This window comes from Photobacterium proteolyticum (assembly GCF_001939735.1).
Classification (GTDB): domain Bacteria; phylum Pseudomonadota; class Gammaproteobacteria; order Enterobacterales; family Vibrionaceae; genus Photobacterium; species Photobacterium proteolyticum.
On sequence record NZ_MJIL01000069.1, the window covers coordinates 196,440 to 214,897 of the forward strand.

Annotated in this window: 18 protein-coding genes; all 18 read left to right on the forward strand. The window is 52.5% G+C overall.

The window, feature by feature from the left end; genetic code table 11:
* The first annotated feature begins 5 nt into the window (after nucleotides 1-5).
* The 18 genes from BIT28_RS11975 (at nucleotide 6) to flhA (ending at nucleotide 18,411) form a co-directional block, all read left to right on the forward strand.
* Nucleotides 6-1,076, forward strand: coding sequence for a sensor histidine kinase (locus BIT28_RS11975; RefSeq protein ID WP_075763937.1), 1,071 nt, complete (start codon nucleotides 6-8; stop codon nucleotides 1,074-1,076).
* Nucleotides 1,073-2,455: a sigma-54-dependent transcriptional regulator gene (locus BIT28_RS11980; RefSeq protein ID WP_075763939.1), complete on the forward strand. Its 1,383-nt coding sequence runs from the start codon at nucleotides 1,073-1,075 to the stop codon at nucleotides 2,453-2,455. Before BIT28_RS11975 ends, BIT28_RS11980 begins: the two co-directional genes overlap by 4 nt.
* Nucleotides 2,456-2,608: 153 nt before the next feature.
* Nucleotides 2,609-2,920, forward strand: coding sequence for a flagellar hook-basal body complex protein FliE (fliE, locus tag BIT28_RS11985; protein ID WP_075763941.1), 312 nt, complete (start codon nucleotides 2,609-2,611; stop codon nucleotides 2,918-2,920).
* A 15-nt stretch (nucleotides 2,921-2,935) separates the two neighbouring features.
* Nucleotides 2,936-4,684 (forward strand): flagellar basal-body MS-ring/collar protein FliF, encoded by a 1,749-nt coding sequence (gene fliF, locus BIT28_RS11990; protein WP_075763943.1) that lies wholly within the window; start codon nucleotides 2,936-2,938, stop codon nucleotides 4,682-4,684.
* Nucleotides 4,677-5,717: a flagellar motor switch protein FliG gene (gene fliG / locus BIT28_RS11995; RefSeq protein ID WP_075763945.1), complete on the forward strand. Its 1,041-nt coding sequence runs from the start codon at nucleotides 4,677-4,679 to the stop codon at nucleotides 5,715-5,717. Before fliF ends, fliG begins: the two co-directional genes overlap by 8 nt.
* A gap of 44 nt (nucleotides 5,718-5,761) precedes the next feature.
* The gene (gene fliH / locus BIT28_RS12000; protein WP_075763947.1) at nucleotides 5,762-6,565 is read left to right on the forward strand and encodes a flagellar assembly protein FliH; all 804 of its coding nucleotides are present in this window, start codon (nucleotides 5,762-5,764) and stop codon (nucleotides 6,563-6,565) included.
* Nucleotides 6,565-7,887, forward strand: a complete 1,323-nt coding sequence (gene fliI, locus BIT28_RS12005; RefSeq protein ID WP_075763949.1) for a flagellar protein export ATPase FliI — start codon at nucleotides 6,565-6,567, stop codon at nucleotides 7,885-7,887. The genes fliH and fliI overlap by 1 nt, the downstream gene beginning before the upstream one ends.
* A 51-nt stretch (nucleotides 7,888-7,938) precedes the next feature.
* Nucleotides 7,939-8,382, forward strand: coding sequence for a flagellar export protein FliJ (gene fliJ / locus BIT28_RS12010; RefSeq protein ID WP_075763951.1), 444 nt, complete (start codon nucleotides 7,939-7,941; stop codon nucleotides 8,380-8,382).
* 85 nt (nucleotides 8,383-8,467) lie between these two features.
* Nucleotides 8,468-10,648, forward strand: a complete 2,181-nt coding sequence (locus BIT28_RS12015) for a flagellar hook-length control protein FliK (RefSeq protein WP_075763953.1) — start codon at nucleotides 8,468-8,470, stop codon at nucleotides 10,646-10,648.
* A 51-nt stretch (nucleotides 10,649-10,699) separates the two neighbouring features.
* Nucleotides 10,700-11,191 (forward strand): flagellar basal body-associated protein FliL, encoded by a 492-nt coding sequence (gene fliL, locus BIT28_RS12020; protein WP_075763955.1) that lies wholly within the window; start codon nucleotides 10,700-10,702, stop codon nucleotides 11,189-11,191.
* 7 nt (nucleotides 11,192-11,198) lie between these two features.
* Nucleotides 11,199-12,254, forward strand: a complete 1,056-nt coding sequence (fliM, locus tag BIT28_RS12025) for a flagellar motor switch protein FliM (RefSeq protein ID WP_075763957.1) — start codon at nucleotides 11,199-11,201, stop codon at nucleotides 12,252-12,254.
* A 15-nt stretch (nucleotides 12,255-12,269) separates the two neighbouring features.
* A complete protein-coding gene (fliN, locus tag BIT28_RS12030) occupies nucleotides 12,270-12,662 on the forward strand; it encodes a flagellar motor switch protein FliN (protein ID WP_075763959.1) in 393 nt (130 codons plus the stop codon).
* Nucleotides 12,663-12,670: 8 nt separating this feature from the next.
* Entirely contained in the window at nucleotides 12,671-13,081 is a 411-nt protein-coding gene (gene fliO, locus BIT28_RS12035) for a flagellar biosynthetic protein FliO (RefSeq protein WP_075763961.1), read from the forward strand.
* Entirely contained in the window at nucleotides 13,068-13,919 is an 852-nt protein-coding gene (gene fliP / locus BIT28_RS12040; RefSeq protein WP_075763963.1) for a flagellar type III secretion system pore protein FliP, read from the forward strand. Before fliO ends, fliP begins: the two co-directional genes overlap by 14 nt.
* Before the next feature lie 17 nt (nucleotides 13,920-13,936).
* Nucleotides 13,937-14,206 (forward strand): flagellar biosynthesis protein FliQ, encoded by a 270-nt coding sequence (fliQ, locus tag BIT28_RS12045; RefSeq protein ID WP_075763965.1) that lies wholly within the window; start codon nucleotides 13,937-13,939, stop codon nucleotides 14,204-14,206.
* Between the two features lie 37 nt (nucleotides 14,207-14,243).
* Nucleotides 14,244-15,026, forward strand: coding sequence for a flagellar biosynthetic protein FliR (gene fliR / locus BIT28_RS12050; protein ID WP_075763967.1), 783 nt, complete (start codon nucleotides 14,244-14,246; stop codon nucleotides 15,024-15,026).
* Nucleotide 15,027: 1 nt separating this feature from the next.
* A complete protein-coding gene (gene flhB, locus BIT28_RS12055; RefSeq protein WP_075763969.1) occupies nucleotides 15,028-16,158 on the forward strand; it encodes a flagellar biosynthesis protein FlhB in 1,131 nt (376 codons plus the stop codon).
* Between the two features lie 153 nt (nucleotides 16,159-16,311).
* Nucleotides 16,312-18,411 carry a flagellar biosynthesis protein FlhA gene (gene flhA / locus BIT28_RS12060; RefSeq protein ID WP_075763971.1) on the forward strand — a complete coding sequence of 700 codons (2,100 nt, stop codon included), beginning with the start codon at nucleotides 16,312-16,314 and terminating at the stop codon, nucleotides 18,409-18,411.
* Nucleotides 18,412-18,458 lie beyond the last annotated feature (47 nt).

An 18,458-nucleotide genomic window follows, 5' to 3' on the forward strand; every position in this document is an offset into this window, starting at 1 on the left:
AATTCATGGGTGACAATGCTTCTCCTCTTGGCACATTAGCGCAGCAGGTCGGCCGGTATCAGCAGGTACTGGATGTGATGCCCTCTGGCGTGATATTTCTTGATTCGATGGGGATCGTCTGCGAAGCGAACCCGGAAGCTCATCGTCTGTTGGGCGAGCCTCTTGAGGGAGAACGCTGGTTTTCTGTTATTCAGCGGTCGTTTGCGCCGCAGGAAGATGACGGCCATGAGGTATCATTGCGCAGCGGCCGCAAGGTGAAGCTGGCCATATCAGCGTCGGATAGCGGCCAACTTATTTTTATCACCGACATGACGGAAACTCGTCTCCTGCAATCGCGGATCAGCGAAATGCAGCGTCTGTCCTCGCTGGGTAAGATGGTTGCCTCGTTGGCACACCAGGTAAGAACACCGTTATCGAGTGCCATGTTATATGCCTCGAATTTATCGGCGCCAAATCTCAATAGCCAAACCCGGCAGCGGTTTCAGACCAAATTAGTTGATCGTCTGCACGACTTGGAAAAGCAGGTTAATGATATGCTGCTATTTGCCAAAGGCGGGGACAACAAGGTCATCGAGCGATTTACTCTCGAGAGCCTGCTCAATGAGCTGGATAATATGGTTGAGGCCCAGGTGGTCACCAATCAGGTCGATTTTAGCATTGAATGTGCTGATGAAAGTATCTCGATCCTGGGCAATGCCAATGCCCTGGCCAGCGCTTTAGGTAACCTGATCACCAACGCGATTCAGATGTCAGGCAAGCAGTGTAAGGTTGCATTGAACTGTACACAGCAAGGCGATGCCATTTATTTGTCGGTCATTGATAATGGGCCGGGTATTGCGCCTGACATGCAGGCCAAAATTCTTGAGCCCTTCTTTACCACCCGGCAGCAGGGTACCGGACTTGGCCTGGCCGTCGTGCAAATGGTGGCAACGGCGCATAAAGGACGGTTATTGCTAGAGTCCGAGCTTGGCAAAGGGGCATGTTTTACCCTGTCGATACCTGTGGCTGATGGTCTGGTAGCTCAACAAGAAACGACCCAAAATGAAAATAACCCAGCAATTGGAGAGTTGCAATGAATCAAAGCAGAGTACTGGTCGTAGAAGATGATGAAGGGCTACGTGAAGCTCTGGTTGATACGTTGGCACTGGCCGGCTACCAGTGGCTTGAGGCGGAGAGCGCCGAGCAGGCTTTGCTGCTGCTAAAGTCCGAGTCGGTTGATATTGTCGTTTCTGATGTGCAGATGGCTGGCATGGACGGGCTGGGTCTGTTGCGAAGTATTAAGCAGCATTGGCCGAAATTGCCGGTATTGCTGATGACAGCCTATGCCAATATTGAAGATGCGGTATCGGCCATGAAAGAAGGTGCCATTGACTATATGGCCAAGCCCTTTGCGCCAGAAGTGCTGCTAAATATGGTGAGCCGTTACGCACCAGTCAAAAATGAGTCAAGCAAAGCCATTGTGGCGGATGAAAAATCCCTGAAGCTATTAGCCTTGGCTGAAAAGGTTGCAAAAACGGATGCCAGCGTGATGATTCTGGGGCCAAGTGGCTCGGGGAAAGAAGTCATGTCTCGCTATATTCATGACCACTCAGATCGCCATGAAGGGGCGTTTATTGCCATTAACTGTGCGGCCATTCCGGACAATATGCTGGAAGCGACATTGTTCGGTTACGAGAAGGGCGCGTTTACCGGTGCTATCCAGGCTTGCCCGGGTAAATTCGAGCAGGCACAGGGTGGAACTATTTTGCTCGACGAGATCAGTGAAATGGATCTGAACCTGCAGGCCAAGTTACTGCGGGTATTGCAGGAGCGTGAGGTGGAGCGTCTGGGCAGCCGCAAGAGTATCAAGCTCAATGTCCGGGTACTGGCGACCAGTAACCGTGATCTGAAGCAATATGTGTCTGAAGGCAATTTTCGTGAAGATTTATATTACCGATTGAATGTTTTTCCATTAGTATGGCCGGCCTTGACGGATCGAAAAGGGGATATTGCCCCATTGGCGACATACCTGACAGAACGTCACTGTGTTAAACAGGGACTGCCGGTGCCAAAAATCAGTCAGTCAGCCTTGGTGAAGTTGCAACAATATGCCTGGCCGGGTAATGTGCGCGAATTGGATAATGTAATTCAGCGGGCATTGATCCTTGGCGATGGCAACAATATCGATTGTGAGCATATTCTGTTGGAAGGGCTTGATTGGCTGGATGCACAAAGCCTGCAAACCGCGGTAGAATTGGCAACACCGTCGCCGACGGTTGAACCGCTTCAGGTGCCGCCCTCTTCCGACGGACTCGGCAATGAGCTTCGGGAGCAGGAATTTTCCATTATTTTAGATACAATCCGTGCCTGTGACGGGCGGCGGAAAGACGTCGCAGATAAGCTGGGGATCAGTCCGCGGACATTACGCTACAAGCTCGCTAAAATGCGAGATGCCGGAATTGAGATCCCAGTTTAGAGTAAAATTTTAATTTTGCTGGTCTTTTGAGTCATGCTGGCGGTAAGCTTGCTAATTACAGCAAAGAAAGTCGTAAGTTGAGCAGTAAGAAATCGAATCAATAAAAACACATCTCTTTTTGAGGTGACAAATTTTTGACTGTCGGGGAAGATTATGAAAGTCAACGGACTACAAGCAGAAATGCAGGCTATGAAGCTGGAAGCCCAGAACACGACTCGCCCGGCGACAGGCCAGCAGGTCAGTTCGGATTTCGGCGCAGTACTTAATGACGCCGTTAAAACGGTGAACAACCTTCAGTCAGAATCCAGCGAGCTGGCTACGCGTTTTGATCAGGGGGATCGCAGTGTGTCGCTTTCCGATGTCATGATCGCCCGAAATAAATCCAGTGTTGCGTTTGAGGCGACCGTCCAGGTTCGTAACAAGCTGGTGGATGCGTATAAACAATTAATGAACATGCCAGTTTAATTCAGGAATTAATGAGTGTCGGAAACATCTTCAAACAACGAATTAGCCGTTGCAGGTAATGCCCCGGCCCCGGTCGTTACAGATACTGACCTGGAGCTGCAAAATCCTGATACAGAAGAAAAAAGTGCTAATCGTGTTGACAGCATGCTGGGTAACCTTGACTTACTTCGTCAGGTTATTCTGGTGCTGTCTGTGGCGATTTGTGTGGCGTTGATCGTGCTTGTCGTTGCCTGGATCAAAGAGCCGGAAATGCGCCCGCTCGGCACGTTTGAAACTGAAGAGCTGATCCCTATTTTGGATCATTTCGATCAGAAAAAGATCGAATACACCCTTGACGGCAATACGATCCGTGTACCGGCCGATGCTTTCTCGTCGATAAAACTGGAAATGAGCCGGGCGGGTTTGAACAACACCGTTTCTGAAGGTGATGAAATCCTGATGCAGGATATGGGGTTCGGCGTTTCCCAGCGTCTTGAACGCGAAAGGCTAAAATTAAGCCGTGAGCGTCAGTTGGCCCGTGCGATAGAGCAGATCCGCCAGGTACGAAAAGCACAGGTGCTGCTGGCGATGCCAAAGCAGAGTGTGTTTGTTCGCCATAACCAGGAAGCCTCGGCCACCGTATTTCTGACCTTGGGCACCAACGGTTCGCTTGGCCAACAGGAAGTCGACTCGATTGTTGATATGGTTGCAACGGCAGTACCGGGGTTGAGACCGACCCGCGTGACGGTCACGGATCAACATGGTCGCCTGCTGAGCTCCGGTACCGAAGACCCGAGTGCTACGGCACAGCGCAAGGAATATGAACTCGAACGCAAACAAGAGCAGGCTCTGCGCGAGAAAATTGATGCGATTCTGATCCCGGTTCTCGGGCTGGGCAATTATACCTCTCAGGTTGATGTCTCGATGGATTTCAGTGCCATCGAAGAGACACGAAAGAAATATGATCCGGCCACACCAGCAACACGAAGTGAATATACGCTCGAAGATTACAATAACGGCAACGTGGTTGCCGGTATTCCGGGTGCACTGAGCAACCAGCCACCGGCCGATGCCTCTATTCCTCAGGATATTGCCGAAATGCAGTCGGGTAAAGGCTCAAGTAATGGTTCTGTTCACCGTGAGTCCACCCGTAACTTCGAGCTTGATACAACCATCAGGCACAAACGAGCCCAGACTGGCATTGTCAGTCGTCAGACGGTATCGGTCGCCATTGACTACAAACAGGTTGTCAATGCGGAAACCGGCGAGATCACACGTGTTCCGGTGAGTGAAGCCGAGCTTGCCAAGATCAGCCGTCTGCTAAAAGGCGGAGTAGGTTTTTCTGAGCTTCGCGGCGATATGCTGGAAGTGATCTCAGTGCCGTTTGCCTTGCCTGAAGAACAACTGGTTCCCGAACTGCCTATCTGGGAGCATCCTAACTTTAATACCTGGATACGCTGGCTGGCAGCGGCACTGGTGATTATTGTGGTGGTTGTGGTGCTTGTTCGCCCAGCGATGCGCAAACTGCTGTATCCGAACCAGGCGGCGGACGGTACGCCGCTGGATGAAAATGGTATGCCGATGCTGGCTGCTGGTGAAGAGGGCATTGATTTGATTGGTGCCGAGCTTGATGGTGCCGAGTCGCTCGAGCTGAGCAGCAGTAGTTTGGATTTGCCAAATCTGCATAAAGATGAAGATTTGCTGAAAGCCGTCAGGGCGCTGGTTGCCAATGAACCGGATCTGGCTGCGCAAGTAGTGAAAAGTTGGGTAACAGAAGATGGCTAACGAAGTCGCAACGACAGAAGAAAAAAAATTTGATGTCTCGTCATTAACCGGGGCAGACAAAGCTGCGATCTTATTGCTCAGCCTCAGTGAGCAGGATGCCGCCAGTATCATTCGCCACCTGGAGCCCAAACAGGTTCAGCGTGTCGGTGGGGTAATGGCCTCGATGGCCGATCTGAGTCAGGACAAGGTTTCTGCCGTTCACCGTCACTTCCTGGAAGATATCCAGAAATACACCAGTATCGGTATGGGCAGCGAAGACTTCGTTCGTAATACCCTGGTGGCGGCACTCGGGGAAGACAAGGCCAACAACCTGGTCGACCAAATATTGATGGGCAGCGGCTCGCGTGGTCTGGACTCTCTGAAATGGATGGATCCGCGCCAGGTGGCAAGTATTATTCTTAACGAACACCCGCAGATACAAACTATCGTTCTGTCCTACCTGGAACCGGAGCAGTCTGCCGAGATCCTTGCGCAGTTCCCTGAACGTGTGCGTCTGGACTTGATGATGCGAATTGCCAATCTTGAAGAAGTTCAGCCTGCAGCACTGCATGAGCTAAACGACATCATGGAGAAACAGTTTGCCGGCCAGGCGGGTGCACAGGCTGCGAAAATTGGTGGCCTGAAGGCGGCTGCTGAAATCATGAACTACCTGGACAACAACGTCGAAGGTCTGCTGATGGATCAGATCCGCGAAGCGGATGAAGACATGGCAACCCAGATTGATGATTTGATGTTTGTATTCGACAACCTCGCCGAGGTGGACGATCGCGGTATCCAGACCTTGCTGCGTGATGTGCCTCAGGATCTGCTGCAGCAGGCGCTTAAAGGTGCCGATGATATGCTACGCGACAAGATCCTCCGTAACATGTCAAAACGTGCGGCAGAAATGCTTCAGGATGACCTGGAGGCTATGGGGCCGATTCGTGTTGCCGATGTGGAAGCGGCGCAGAAGGAAATTCTGTCGATTGCCCGCCGTTTGTCTGATGCCGGTGAGCTGATGCTAACAGGCGGAGGCGCAGATGAATTCTTGTAATTCTCGCCTTTCCAGCAAAGAGAAAAATGCCGTAAGGGCTGGCTATGAGTACTGATCGCCGCCGTGGCTTTTTGCGGGTTTCGGACCATCAGGCCCAGGAGCTCGAACGCTGGGCTTATCCGGATTATGCGGATGCACAAGAAGCGCCGCTGGATAATGCGATCAGCTATGATCCGCAATGGCCACCGGAACTGCCTGAGGAAGAGGAAGAGCAGGGTCCCCCACCGCTGACGGCTGCTGATCTTGAGGATATTCGCCACTCTGCCTATGAAGAAGGGCTTGAGGAAGGACGGATAGCCGGGCATGCCGAAGGGCTGGAAGCCGGTAAGGCTGAAGGGCTGGAAGTTGGGCAGCAGGAAGGCATGGAGCAAGGTTTGCAGCAAGGGCTGGAACAAGGCCAGGCGCAGATCAACGAGCATGTCAACCATCTGACCCAGCTGGTTGAAAAGCTGGCTGCACCGCTGCAACAAGTCGACGGCGAAGTCGAAACTCAGGTGGTCAACTTGGTAACCAGCCTTACGCGGGAGTTAATCCGGGTCGAGGTTCAAACCAACCCGCAGGTTATCCTGAATACGATCCGTGAAGTTATCGGTGCACTTCCTATTGCTGGCCGAGAAACCCGGCTTAGCCTGCATCCCGAGGATCTGGCTTTGGTCAGGGAAGCCTACGGGGAAGACAATTTGGCTGAACGCCATTGGGCGCTTCAGGCCGAGCCTGCTTTAAACCGGGGCGATCTGCAGGTACAGTCCGGTGATTCCAGCGTTGACTATTTTATTGAAGATCGCATTCGCCATCTGCTACAACAATTCAACGGGGCCAATAGCCAGCAGAACAACGGAGGACAGTAATGTCTGCTCCTTTGGCTGAACGCCTTTCTCGCTATCAAACCAATAATACAGCCTGTCGTCCGGTAGCATCCGGACGGCTAGTTCGTGTCGTCGGGCTGACGCTAGAAGCGGTCGGCTGCCGGGCACCGCTAGGAAGCCTGTGCCGGGTAGAAACCCTCAACGGAGATATAGAAGCCGAAGTCGTCGGGTTTTCCGGTGAGACCCTGTTCCTGATGCCAAGTGAGCAGCTTACCGGTATTATGCCTGGCGCCAAGGTCACTCCGGTTCTGCAGAACAGCGGATTGCCGGTTGGGCCTGAATTATTAGGCCGGGTTATTGACGGGGTGGGCAACCCGCTCGACGGGCTGGGGGATATTTATACCGCGAATCGTGCTTCCTTCAGTGCCGAGCCGATTAACCCGCTGGCTCGCAAGCCGATCAAAGAGCCGCTGGATGTTGGTCTGAAAGCTATCAACGGTCTGTTGACTGTCGGCAAAGGTCAGCGTATCGGCCTGTTTGCCGGCTCGGGTGTCGGTAAGTCGGTCACTCTGGGGATGATGACCCGGGGAACCACGGCGCAGGTCGTGGTGGTCGGGCTTATCGGTGAGCGTGGTCGAGAAGTGAAAGAGTTTATTGATGAAATTCTCGGTGTTGAGGGCCGTCAGCGCGCTGTCGTTGTTGCGGCACCGGCAGATGCCTCGCCCCTGATGCGCCTGAAGGGGTGCCAGACCGCGCTCACGATTGCCGAATATTTTCGGGATCAGGGGCTGGATGTCTTGCTGCTGATGGATTCGCTGACCCGTTTTGCCCAGGCACAACGTGAAATCGCCTTGTCAGTCGGCGAACCTCCGGCCACGAAAGGTTACCCGCCGTCGGTATTTGCCAAATTGCCGGCACTGGTTGAACGTGCCGGAAACGGCGGGGAGCATCAGGGCTCGATCACCGCTTTCTTTACCGTGCTGACAGAAGGTGATGATTTGCAGGATCCGATTGCCGATGCCTCGCGGGCTATTCTGGATGGCCATATTGTCTTATCGCGGGAGATGGCCGATGCCGGCCATTATCCGGCAATTGATGTTGAGCGCTCTGTCAGCCGTGTTATGCCGGCCATTGTCAGTGAAGAACATATGCTGATGTCCAAGGCCGTGCGCCAGATCTTGTCGATATGTCGAAAAAACCAGGATCTGGTATCGATTGGAGCCTATAAACCCGGCACCGATCAGGCTATCGATCAGGCCTTTACCTTCAAACCTAAGCTGGATGCTTATCTGCAGCAGGCGATGAAAGAGTCTGTTCCGTATGATATGTGTGTGAATATGCTACGTTCCACACTGGGCGGCTAACTGGGCCGTCACGATCTGATCAACGGAACCCAAGCGTAAACGGGAGCAATAATGGCAGACAATGCACTAGAGCTGATTCTGGAAAGGACCAAAGATGACGAGCATAAGGCGTCGCTTGCCCTCAGCAATGCCCGTACCGAGTTGGATAACTACCGGGAGCAGCTAAAGCAGATCGAGCAGTATCGGCTGGACTACTGCAAGCAGCTCTCGGCCCGTGGACAGCAAGGTTTAACGGCCTGTTCCTATGGTCACCTGCAAAAATTCCTTAGCCAGCTGGACGAGACTCTGGTGACACAGAGGGAAGCGGGAAGACAGTTCGAGGATCAGGTCGAGCAGTGTAGCGAGCACTGGAGTGAGGTCAGGAAAAAGCGCCGATCCATCGAATGGTTGCTTGAAAAAAAACATAACGAGCGGCAACTGCTGCGTGATAAACAAGAACAGAAATTGATGGATGAGTTTGCCACCTTGCAGTTTGCGCGCAGGATCCATCGTTAGTCTGTACTTACCCCTCTTTGCATGCCTTGTTGGCTTATTTTTTGCATGCTATTGCATTATTACTAGTCTAATCTGAAGAGCCGCCATGTTTTCATCTCGCTTTTTGACAGCAGATATCCCTTCGTCTTCCTCGACCAAAGCTGAGGGAGCAAAAGCCAGTTCAGCGCTACTGGGAGAGGAGAGTGCTGCCTCGCCGGAAGATGGGCGTTTTGCCAAAGAGCTTCAAGCTGCCGCCAGTGATGAAAAAATTAAGGTTGAGCAGGCAGTCAAGGACGAGAAAAACGTTGAGGACGAGAAAAGCGTTAAGGGTGATTCACAAGCGGCATCGGTAGCGAAATCTCAAGCACCGGCTGATATAGCCAAAGAGGGTGAAGCCGAGTTGCAACAGCCTGGAAAAGAGGTTTCCCAGACAGCGGCCAAAGAGGCGGCAACGGCCGGGCAAGGTGAGCCGGAAACAGGCAAGCGACTGAAAAACAACGACGAGATCCAGCCTGAAATCAATAAGAGTCAAACAACAGATCACCAAAACGGGCAAAACTCAGCCAGCCAGAAGCCAGATAGCAGTACCGCACTTGATTCATCGTCAAAGCAAAAGATAATGGATGACGGTGAGGCGTTACTGAACCGCCTTTCGGCGTCAAATAAGCAGCTGGCATCGACATCATCGACTGCTGAAGACGGGCAGGATGGCAAAACTTTGCCGCAGGCAGCAACCGCTTCGGCGTTAGCGACCAAATCGGCGGCCTCAGCCTCGCAGAGCGAGCCGGTGAATAAAGAGCTGTTGCAAGAAAAGTCAGTGACTCCTAACCAAATGGCCGTTAAGCCTGTTGGGACTGAGCAGGCGCCGCTTGAGGTAGCCGGAAGATCTCAGCAAGGCGAAGCTAGCGGCGAGGTGAAGAGCAAGAACAAAGGCAAGACTGAGGCTCAGTCGGTTGCTGAGACTGTGAAAGCTGAGAGCAAGGCTGCACAGGGGCAGAGCAGTACCGAACTAACTCCGGCTGCCTTGGCTGGTGTCGGTGCTGCTAGCATTAAGGGTTCTGATAATGTTGTAGCGGCTGAAGAGATTAGCAAAGATACAGTCAGCGCGACAAAGGATAAAAAGCCCGCAGCCGGAATCAGCCAGGAGGAGCTGGCTAAGGTCTTTGCTGTACCGGGCCAGCAAGTCGTGGAAGGCCAGTCTGCTCAACAGGCTGGAGCCAAAACCTCTGAGCCTGTAACTGAAGGCGATGACGTCAGTGCTGATGGCGGCATAGCTGATGACGGCATGTTGAAAGCATTTTCTCTCGGTGCGGCGACAACTGCTGCTGCCGGGGCAGACGTGAAAAGTACCCAGACAGCCCCTCAATCTTCGGCGGATCTGTTACAATCGTCCAATCCAAGAACCGCGGAGATGACCAAGGAGCAGCAAATTGCTTCTGAGTTATTGGATAGTAAGAATAAACCAAGCAATGTGCCGGGGACCAATACGGCAGCAGCAACTGCTGTTACCGGGGCATTGTCGGCAGCCGCTAGTCAGCCTGCACTCTCTCCCGAGTCGGGTCAGGCCCAGGTGTTGAATTTAGGCCTGGGTAGCCAGGCGCAGGCAGCATCGGCGAGCAGCGTAGCAGAGGCCCAGCTTGCTGGTTCAGCAGAAACTGCAGCGGCAGTAGGCGCGGGCGCAATGGCGGCAATGGAGCTGGCCTCGGCTGAAGGTGGTAGTGATGCGAAATCTCCCGAGCTGACGCATTCGCTGACCGGTTCGGCAACACAGCAGGGGCAGGCGACACTACAGGCGCGGGCAGAAGCTGCGCTGGCGCAAAGCCCATTGCAACTGAGTAAGGAGCAGGCTGGTGATCAGCTTGCCGAGCGAGTGCAGGTTATGATGTCGAAGAACCTCAAGCATGTCGACATACGCCTGGACCCGCCTGAGCTGGGTAAACTACAGATTAAGCTGTCATTGAATCAGGATCAGGCATCGGTGCAGTTTACCGTTGGTAATCAGCAAACCCGGGACTTGGTCGAACAGGCGATGCCGCGACTTCGCGAGTTGATGAACCAGCAGGGGTTGCAACTGGCCCAAACCTCGGTTCAGCAAGATAGTTCGCGCCAGCAGTTTGCCGGGCAGCAGAACCAGCAACAAAACCAGACCAATGCGGGCCAGCAAAATAGCGGTGGCGGCCAGCAGGGCAATGGTGGCACGCGCCACCAGCATGCAGAGTCGGGAGGCTCTGAGCCCGTAGATATGTACGTGAGTCAGCCATCTGACCGCGTCGATTATTATGCATAATAAAAATGACCCTCTAGTGGCGGTCACGATAGAGAAAGGATTATAAGGACTATGGCTGAAGGCGCAGAAAACTCCGGCGGAAAGAAAAAACTGATCATCATTATTGCTCTGGTTGTCCTGTTGCTTGGCGGCGGTGCCGGCGCATGGTTTTTCTTTATGGGCGATGATGCCCCGGAAGCCGAAGTGGCCGAAGCCGCTCCGCTGGCACAACCGGCGAAGCTTGAACCGGCTTATTATGTGATTCTGCCGCAGCCGTTTATCTTTAATGTAACGGGTGACAAGCGAGATCGTCTCGTGCAGGTGAAGGTGCAACTCATGGTCCGTGGTGACAGTAACGAGTCTACGGCCAGCCAACATATTCCGCTGATTGAAAGTACATTGCTTCAGACTTTCGGTGCAGCAACGGTAGAGCAGCTTCGGACCCCGAACGGGCGTGCGGATCTGCGTCAGCAGGCACTGTCTTCAGTCCAGAATGCCATGGTAAAGGTCTCCGGCAACCAGGTTGTCGAGCGAGTACTCTTTACTGGCTTTGTAATGCAATAGGTTTAATGTGAGTGACTTACTAACTCAGGACGAAATCGATGCCCTGCTTCATGGTGTCGATGACGTAGAAGATGATGATGATAGCGGGAGTGACAGCGGTGCTGGTGTCATCTCGTTTGATTTCTCGTCACAAGACCGGATCGTGCGTGGGCGAATGCCCACGCTGGAATTGATCAACGAACGTTTTGCTCGTCATATGCGGATCAGCCTGTTTAATATGCTGAGAAAGACCGCTGAGGTGTCGATCAACGGCGTTCAGATGATTAAGTTCGGAGAGTACCAAAATACGTTATATGTCCCGACAAGCCTTAACATGGTGCGTTTTCGTCCGTTGAAAGGAACGGCGCTGATCACTATGGAGGCGAGGTTAGTTTTCATTCTGGTTGAAAACTTCTTCGGTGGTGACGGGCGTTTCCACGCCAAGATCGAAGGGCGGGAGTTCACCCCGACTGAACGTCGAATTGTTCAGATGCTGCTGAAGCTGGTCTTTGAGGACTACCGTGAGGCCTGGTCTCCGGTTATGGGGGTGGAGTTCGAGTATCTGGACTCGGAAGTTAACCCGACCATGGCCAATATCGTCAGCCCGACAGAAGTCATCGTTGTCAGCTCTTTTCATATTGAAGTGGATGGCGGCGGTGGCGACTTCCATGTGGTAATGCCGTATTCGATGGTTGAGCCTATCCGCGAGTTGCTCGATGCCGGTGTTCAGAGTGACAAGATGGATACTGATGTGCGCTGGAGCAAGGCGCTGCGTGATGAAATCATGGACGTACCGGTTAATATCCGTGCCAAGCTGATGGATGTCGATCTTTCGTTGCGTGATTTGATGGAGCTTCGACCGGGGGACGTTATCCCGATTGATATGCCAGAGGCGGCAACGGTTTATGTCGAAGACTTACCGTCATATCGTGCGAAAATGGGTAAATCCGGCGATAATATTGCCCTTAAGGTCACCGAGAAACTCAAGCGTCCGGATATGGTGAAGACCGATCTGGCTTTCCTTGACCGTGATGAACTTGGATCGGCGTTGCTTGATATCAACAACGACAATTCAGACGATTAATAACAGGTGTAAGTTATGTCTCAAAATGATCAACAAATTGCCGACGATTGGGCTGCTGCACTTGCAGAACAAGCGATTGACGAATCAGCTCAGCCTGCGCCACTCGAAGAGCTGACTGATGACAGCTCACCGATCAGCGACGATGAGCGGCGCAAACTCGATACCATCATGGATATCCCGGTTACGATCTCCATGGAAGTCGGCCGTACCCAGATCAGTATCCGTAACCTGCTTCAGCTTAACCAGGGCTCGGTTGTCGAGCTGGATCGTGTTGCGGGAGAATCCCTGGACGTGATGGTTAACGGTACCCTGATTGCCCACGGTGAAGTGGTGGTGGTCAATGATAAGTTCGGTATTCGTCTGACAGATGTGATCAGCCAGACTGAACGAATCAAGAAGCTGCGTTAAGGTTGGCTATGAGTTTGTTACGGACGATTGGATATACTGGCAGCGTTGCCTTGGCAACGACCAGTATGCCGGTATTGGCAGCGCCCCCGGCTGACATGAACATTGCAACGACGCTGGCAGCCCTGACGCTGGTCGTGATATTGATTTTATTTCTAGCCTGGTTGCTCAAGCGCATGAAGCTACCCGGCATCCAGGGAAGTGACGGCAACATGAAGATCCTGCGCCAGTTACCTGTGGGACAGCGGGAGCGGATTGTTCTGCTGCAGGTAGGTGAAGAGCAAATGCTGGTTGGGATCACCCAGCAAAATATCTCATTGCTAAGCAAGCTGGAGCAGCCCCTGTCGATGAACGAGGTTCAAAGTGGCAGTGAGTTCGCGGGCCATTTGACGAAGTTACTGAAAAAGAATGTTAAGAAATAATCTTATTGCCGCCGTTCTGGCGGCTTTTAGCTTTCTCCTCGCATTTCCTGTTTTGGCTGAAACGGCTGATCCTGGTTTATCGTCCGCGGCCGGCAGTAGCGTGACACTCAGTGAGATGCAGGGTGAAGCTGGCACAACCAAGCTGATGACGACAGGAAATGGCGGTGGGATCCCGGCTTTTTCCGTGACGGTAAACCCGGACGGCAGCGAAGACTATTCGGTAACCCTGCAGATCCTCGCCCTGATGACGGCACTGGGGTTCCTGCCGGCCATTGTTATCCTGATGACATCCTTTACCCGTATCGTGGTGGTAATGTCGATTCTCAGGCAGGCAATGGGCCTGCAGCAGACACCGTCGAACCAGGTTATCATCGGTATCGCCATGTTCCTGACTTTCTTTATTATGTCTCCGGTGCTCGACAAGATTAACACCACGGCGCTGCAGCCTTATATCAATGAGCAGATCACCGCCCCCGAGGCATTGTCTGCCGCTCAGATCCCGATCCGCCAGTTTATGCTGAAGCAAACTCGGGTCAAAGACCTTGAAAGCTTCGTTAATATGTCAGGGTCAGATGCAACCGACCCACAGGACGTGCCAATTACCGTATTGATCCCGGCTTTTATTACCTCGGAGCTCAAAACCGCCTTTCAGATCGGCTTTATGTTATTCCTGCCTTTTTTGATCATTGACCTGGTTGTTGCCTCGGTACTGATGGCGATGGGTATGATGATGCTATCGCCAATGATTGTTTCTCTGCCGTTCAAGCTCATGCTGTTTGTACTGGTTGACGGTTGGAATCTGATACTGTCGACTCTCGCCGGTAGTTTTGGGACTTAGGCAAGGGAGTATAGCGAATGACACCTGAAGCGTTTGTCGAGATATTCCAGGATGCGTTATACATGGTTTTGGTCATGGTTTGCGCAATTGTGGTGCCGGGCTTGCTTATTGGTCTGGTGGTAGCGGTTTTTCAGGCCGCAACCTCGATCAACGAACAGACTCTGAGCTTTCTGCCCCGTCTGATTGTGACGCTGCTGGCACTGATGTTTTTCGGCCACATGATGACTCAAATGCTGATAGATTATTTCTACCGCATTATTGAGCAGATCCCTCAGTTGCTGTACTGACGGCGGTTGGTATTGACTATGGTGAGTGAGTAACGCTATGTCCTACCCATCAGCACTGCTATTGGACTGGATTGCCAATTATTTTTGGCCGCTGACACGGATTGCGGCCATGATGATGGTCATGACTTTTTTTGGTGCTCGCTTTGTGTCGCCGAGAATTCGCCTTTATCTTGCCGTTACAATTACCTTTGCCGTCATGCCGGCTCTACCTAAAGTTCCCACTGATATCGAACTGCTATCTATTGGTGGCTTTCTGACCACTGCGCAGCAGGTGGTGATTGGTATATCGATGGGCCTGGTGACCCAGTTCGTTACCCAGACTTTCGTTTTACTGGGTCAAATCCTGGGTATGCAGTCGAGCCTGGGCTTTGCCTCTATGGTTGACCCGGCCAATGGGCAGAATACGCCAGTGCTGGGTCAGTTCTATATGTTTCTGGCCGTGATGCTTTTTCTTGCTACCGACGGTCATTTGACCATGCTGAACATGGTCGTACTCAGTTTCAAGACCTTGCCGATTGGCGAGTCGATGTTACAGCCGGTTGATTACTATCAGCTTGCAGGTTGGTTCGGTCACATGTTCAAGGCCGGGCTGAATATGGCGCTGGCCGGGATTATTGCGCTGCTGACCGTTAACCTGTCATTTGGTGTGATGACCCGTGCAGCGCCGCAGCTGAATATCTTTTCGCTCGGCTTTTCCTTTGCCCTTTTGCTGGGTTTGGTGATTAGCTGGTTCCTGGTGGCGGCAATGCTGCCGCAGTACGAATACCACTGGGATATCGGCTTCGGCCAGATATGCAGTTTGATTAGGGTAGATTGCTGATATGGCTGAATCTGACGGTCAGGAACGTACCGAAGAAGCCACGCCCCGAAGGCTTCAGCAGGCGCGGGAAAAGGGGCAAGTACCGCGCTCAAGAGAATTAGCTTCAGTTGCTGTGCTGGTGGCAGGTGCCGTCGGCCTCATGTGGTTTGGCGAAACCCTCGGCAAGGGGTTAGCTGAGATGATGATGAAGATGTTTTCCCTTAGCCGGGAGGAAATCTTCGATCTCAATAAATTATTTTCAGTGATCACCGGTTCGGTATGGCATGTAGTGTTGCCGTTGGTTCTGGTGCTGGTGTTTCTGTTTGTCGCAGCACTGGTAGGGGCTGCCGGGTTGGGGGGAGTGAGTTTTTCCGCTGAGGCGGCGCGGCCGAAGCTTTCCAAGATGAATCCCATCAGCGGTTTGCAGCGAATGCTTGGCAAGCAGAGCATTGTCGAGCTGATTAAATCGATTCTTAAAGTGGCGCTGGTGGCAGGGGTCGCATTCTATCTTATGCTGGCCAACCTGGAGGATTTCTTCCAGTTGAGCGTTGAAATCTATCCGCAAAACATGTTCCACGCACTCGATATTTTGTCGGGCTTTATCTTGTTGATCTGTTGTTCGTTGCTGATTGTGGTTGCCATCGATATTCCCTATCAGATTTGGCAGCATAACGAGCAGCTAAAAATGACCAAGCAGGAAGTGAAGGACGAGTTTAAGGACAGCGAAGGTAAGCCTGAGGTAAAAGGGCGGATCCGAATGTTGCAGCGCGAGATGGCCCAGCGGCGGATGATGGCCGATGTCCCCCAGGCCGATGTTGTTATTACCAACCCGGAGCACTTTTCTGTTGCTCTGCGCTATGATCCGGATATTGACTCGGCGCCAGTTGTGGTTGCCAAGGGTATCGACCACCTGGCTCTGAAAATACGGGAAATTGCCAATAAGCATGATGTCGACATCGTGCCCGCTCCGCCGCTTGCGCGTGCGCTTTACCATACTACCGAGTTGGAACAACAAATTCCTGACGGACTATTTGCTGCTGTGGCACAGGTTCTTGCTTATATTTTCCAGCTCAAGCAATATCGCAAAGGCAAGGGAACCAAACCGCAGCTTTCAAAGGAAGCAACAAATATTCCATCAGATATGCGATATTAATTCGTAAAGATCATATTGATACAAAGCTTCGTCAATTTGTTGACGGTTTGGAAGGTATGATTATTGCTTTGAAGGTTCCTGTTTGAACGTTAAAGCGATAAAATAGACCGCTCTCACTGTTCGTCAGTACCACACCAACAACAAAAAGATTGAATGAAGCTTTCGATACCTTTTGCGGATAAATTACCTTTATCACGCCTGCAATCTATGCCAGCAATAGGCGCCCCAGTCATGGTTTTGGCAACCTTGGCAATGGTTGTGCTGCCTATGCCTCCGTTACTGCTGGATATGGCCTTCTCCTTCAATATTGCCCTGGCTCTTGTGGTACTGCTGGTTACTGTTTATACCCGCCGTCCGCTCGATTTCGCGGCTTTCCCTACCGTATTGCTGATAGCCACCTTGTTGCGCCTGGCGCTGAACGTGGCGTCAACCCGTGTGGTACTGCTTTACGGGCACGAGGGTCCCGATGCGGCCGGCCAGGTCATTGACGCCTTCGGCTCGGTGGTGATTGGCGGTAACTATGCCGTCGGTCTGGTGGTGTTCCTGATTTTGATGATCATTAACTTCATGGTTGTCACCAAGGGTGCCGGTCGTATCTCCGAGGTAAGTGCCCGCTTTACCCTTGATGCCTTGCCCGGCAAGCAGATGGCTATCGATGCGGATTTGAACGCCGGACTGATAGATCAGGAGCAGGCCAGAACTCGCCGTTTTGAGGTGACCAAGGAGGCCGACTTCTACGGTTCGATGGATGGTGCGTCGAAGTTTGTCAAAGGGGATGCCATTGCGGGTATCCTGATCCTGTTCATCAACATCATCGGCGGCCTGGTGATTGGCATGGGCCAGCACGGCCTGAACTTTGGCAGTGCGATAGAAATTTATAGTTTGCTGACCATCGGTGATGGTCTGGTTGCGCAGATCCCGTCGCTGTTGCTGTCAATTGGCGCGGCAATGATGGTGACTCGTCAAAATACTGACGAGGATATGGGGCAGCAGCTCATCTTTCAGATGTTCAATAATCCCCAGGCCCTGATTATTACCGGGGTGATCCTGTTTGTGATGGGGATTGTGCCGGGAATGCCGCATGTACCGTTCTTGTTGCTGGCAGCTTCTATCGGGGGCTTTGCCTATTGGCGGATCAAGAAAGAAAAAGCGGCTGCGGTGGCGGAGGCTGAAACATCTTCCTCGACGGAACTGGCCGCCCAGCCGACGCAGAAAGAACTATCTTGGGATGATGTGCAGCCTGTCGACGTTATTGGCCTCGAAGTGGGTTATCGTCTAATACCTATGGTCGACAAAGAGCAGGGCGGTGAGTTGCTCGAGCGGGTGAAAGGGGTGCGCAAAAAGCTGTCTCAGGACTTTGGTTTTTTGATCCCGCCGGTTCATATTCGCGATAACCTGGAGTTACCGCCCAATACATACCGATTGAGCCTGATGGGCGTGGCCTGCGGGGAAGCCAATATTCACCCGAATATGGAACTGGCCATTAACCCGGGGCAGGTTTTTGGCACTATCGATGGCGAAGCGACCACCGATCCGGCCTTTGGTCTTGAGGCCGTATGGATCATGGAGTCGCAGCGCGAACATGCCCAGGCGCTTGGCTATACCGTGGTAGATTCTGCAACGGTACTGGCTACCCACCTGAGCCAGATCCTGACCAACAGTGCCTCGCAGTTGCTCGGCCATGAAGAAGTACAGAATTTGCTTGAGATGTTGAGCCAGACTACACCCAAGCTTGTCGAGGGCTTTGTTCCCGATCAGCTGTCGCTGGGTGTGGTGGTTAAAGTGCTGCAGAACTTGCTTCATGAAGGGATCCCGATCAGGGATGTGCGGACAATCGTGCAGACCCTTTCCGAGTACTCCTCCAAGAGTCAAGATCCTGACATTCTGACGGCCGCTGTCCGAATTGGGCTTAAGCGACTAATTTGCCAAGAAATCAATGGTATAGAACCAGAGTTGCCAGTGATCACTTTAGTCCCAGAGTTGGAACAAATATTGCATAAAACTATGCAGTCTGCCGGAGGTGAATCTTCCGGCATCGAGCCAGGGCTGGCAGAGCGTCTACAGCGCTCACTGACCGAGGCCACTCAGCAACAAGAGCTGAAAGGGGAGCCTGCCGTATTACTGACTTCCGGTGTATTACGGTCAACGCTCGCTAAGTTTGTCAAAAATACCATTCCGTCGTTGCGGGTACTGTCCTATCAGGAGGTTCCGGACGAAAAACAGATACGCATTGTCAATGCAGTGGGTAACTAGTGCGGAGTGGATGCAATACCGAATGGCTGGCTTGGCGTGACAGATGC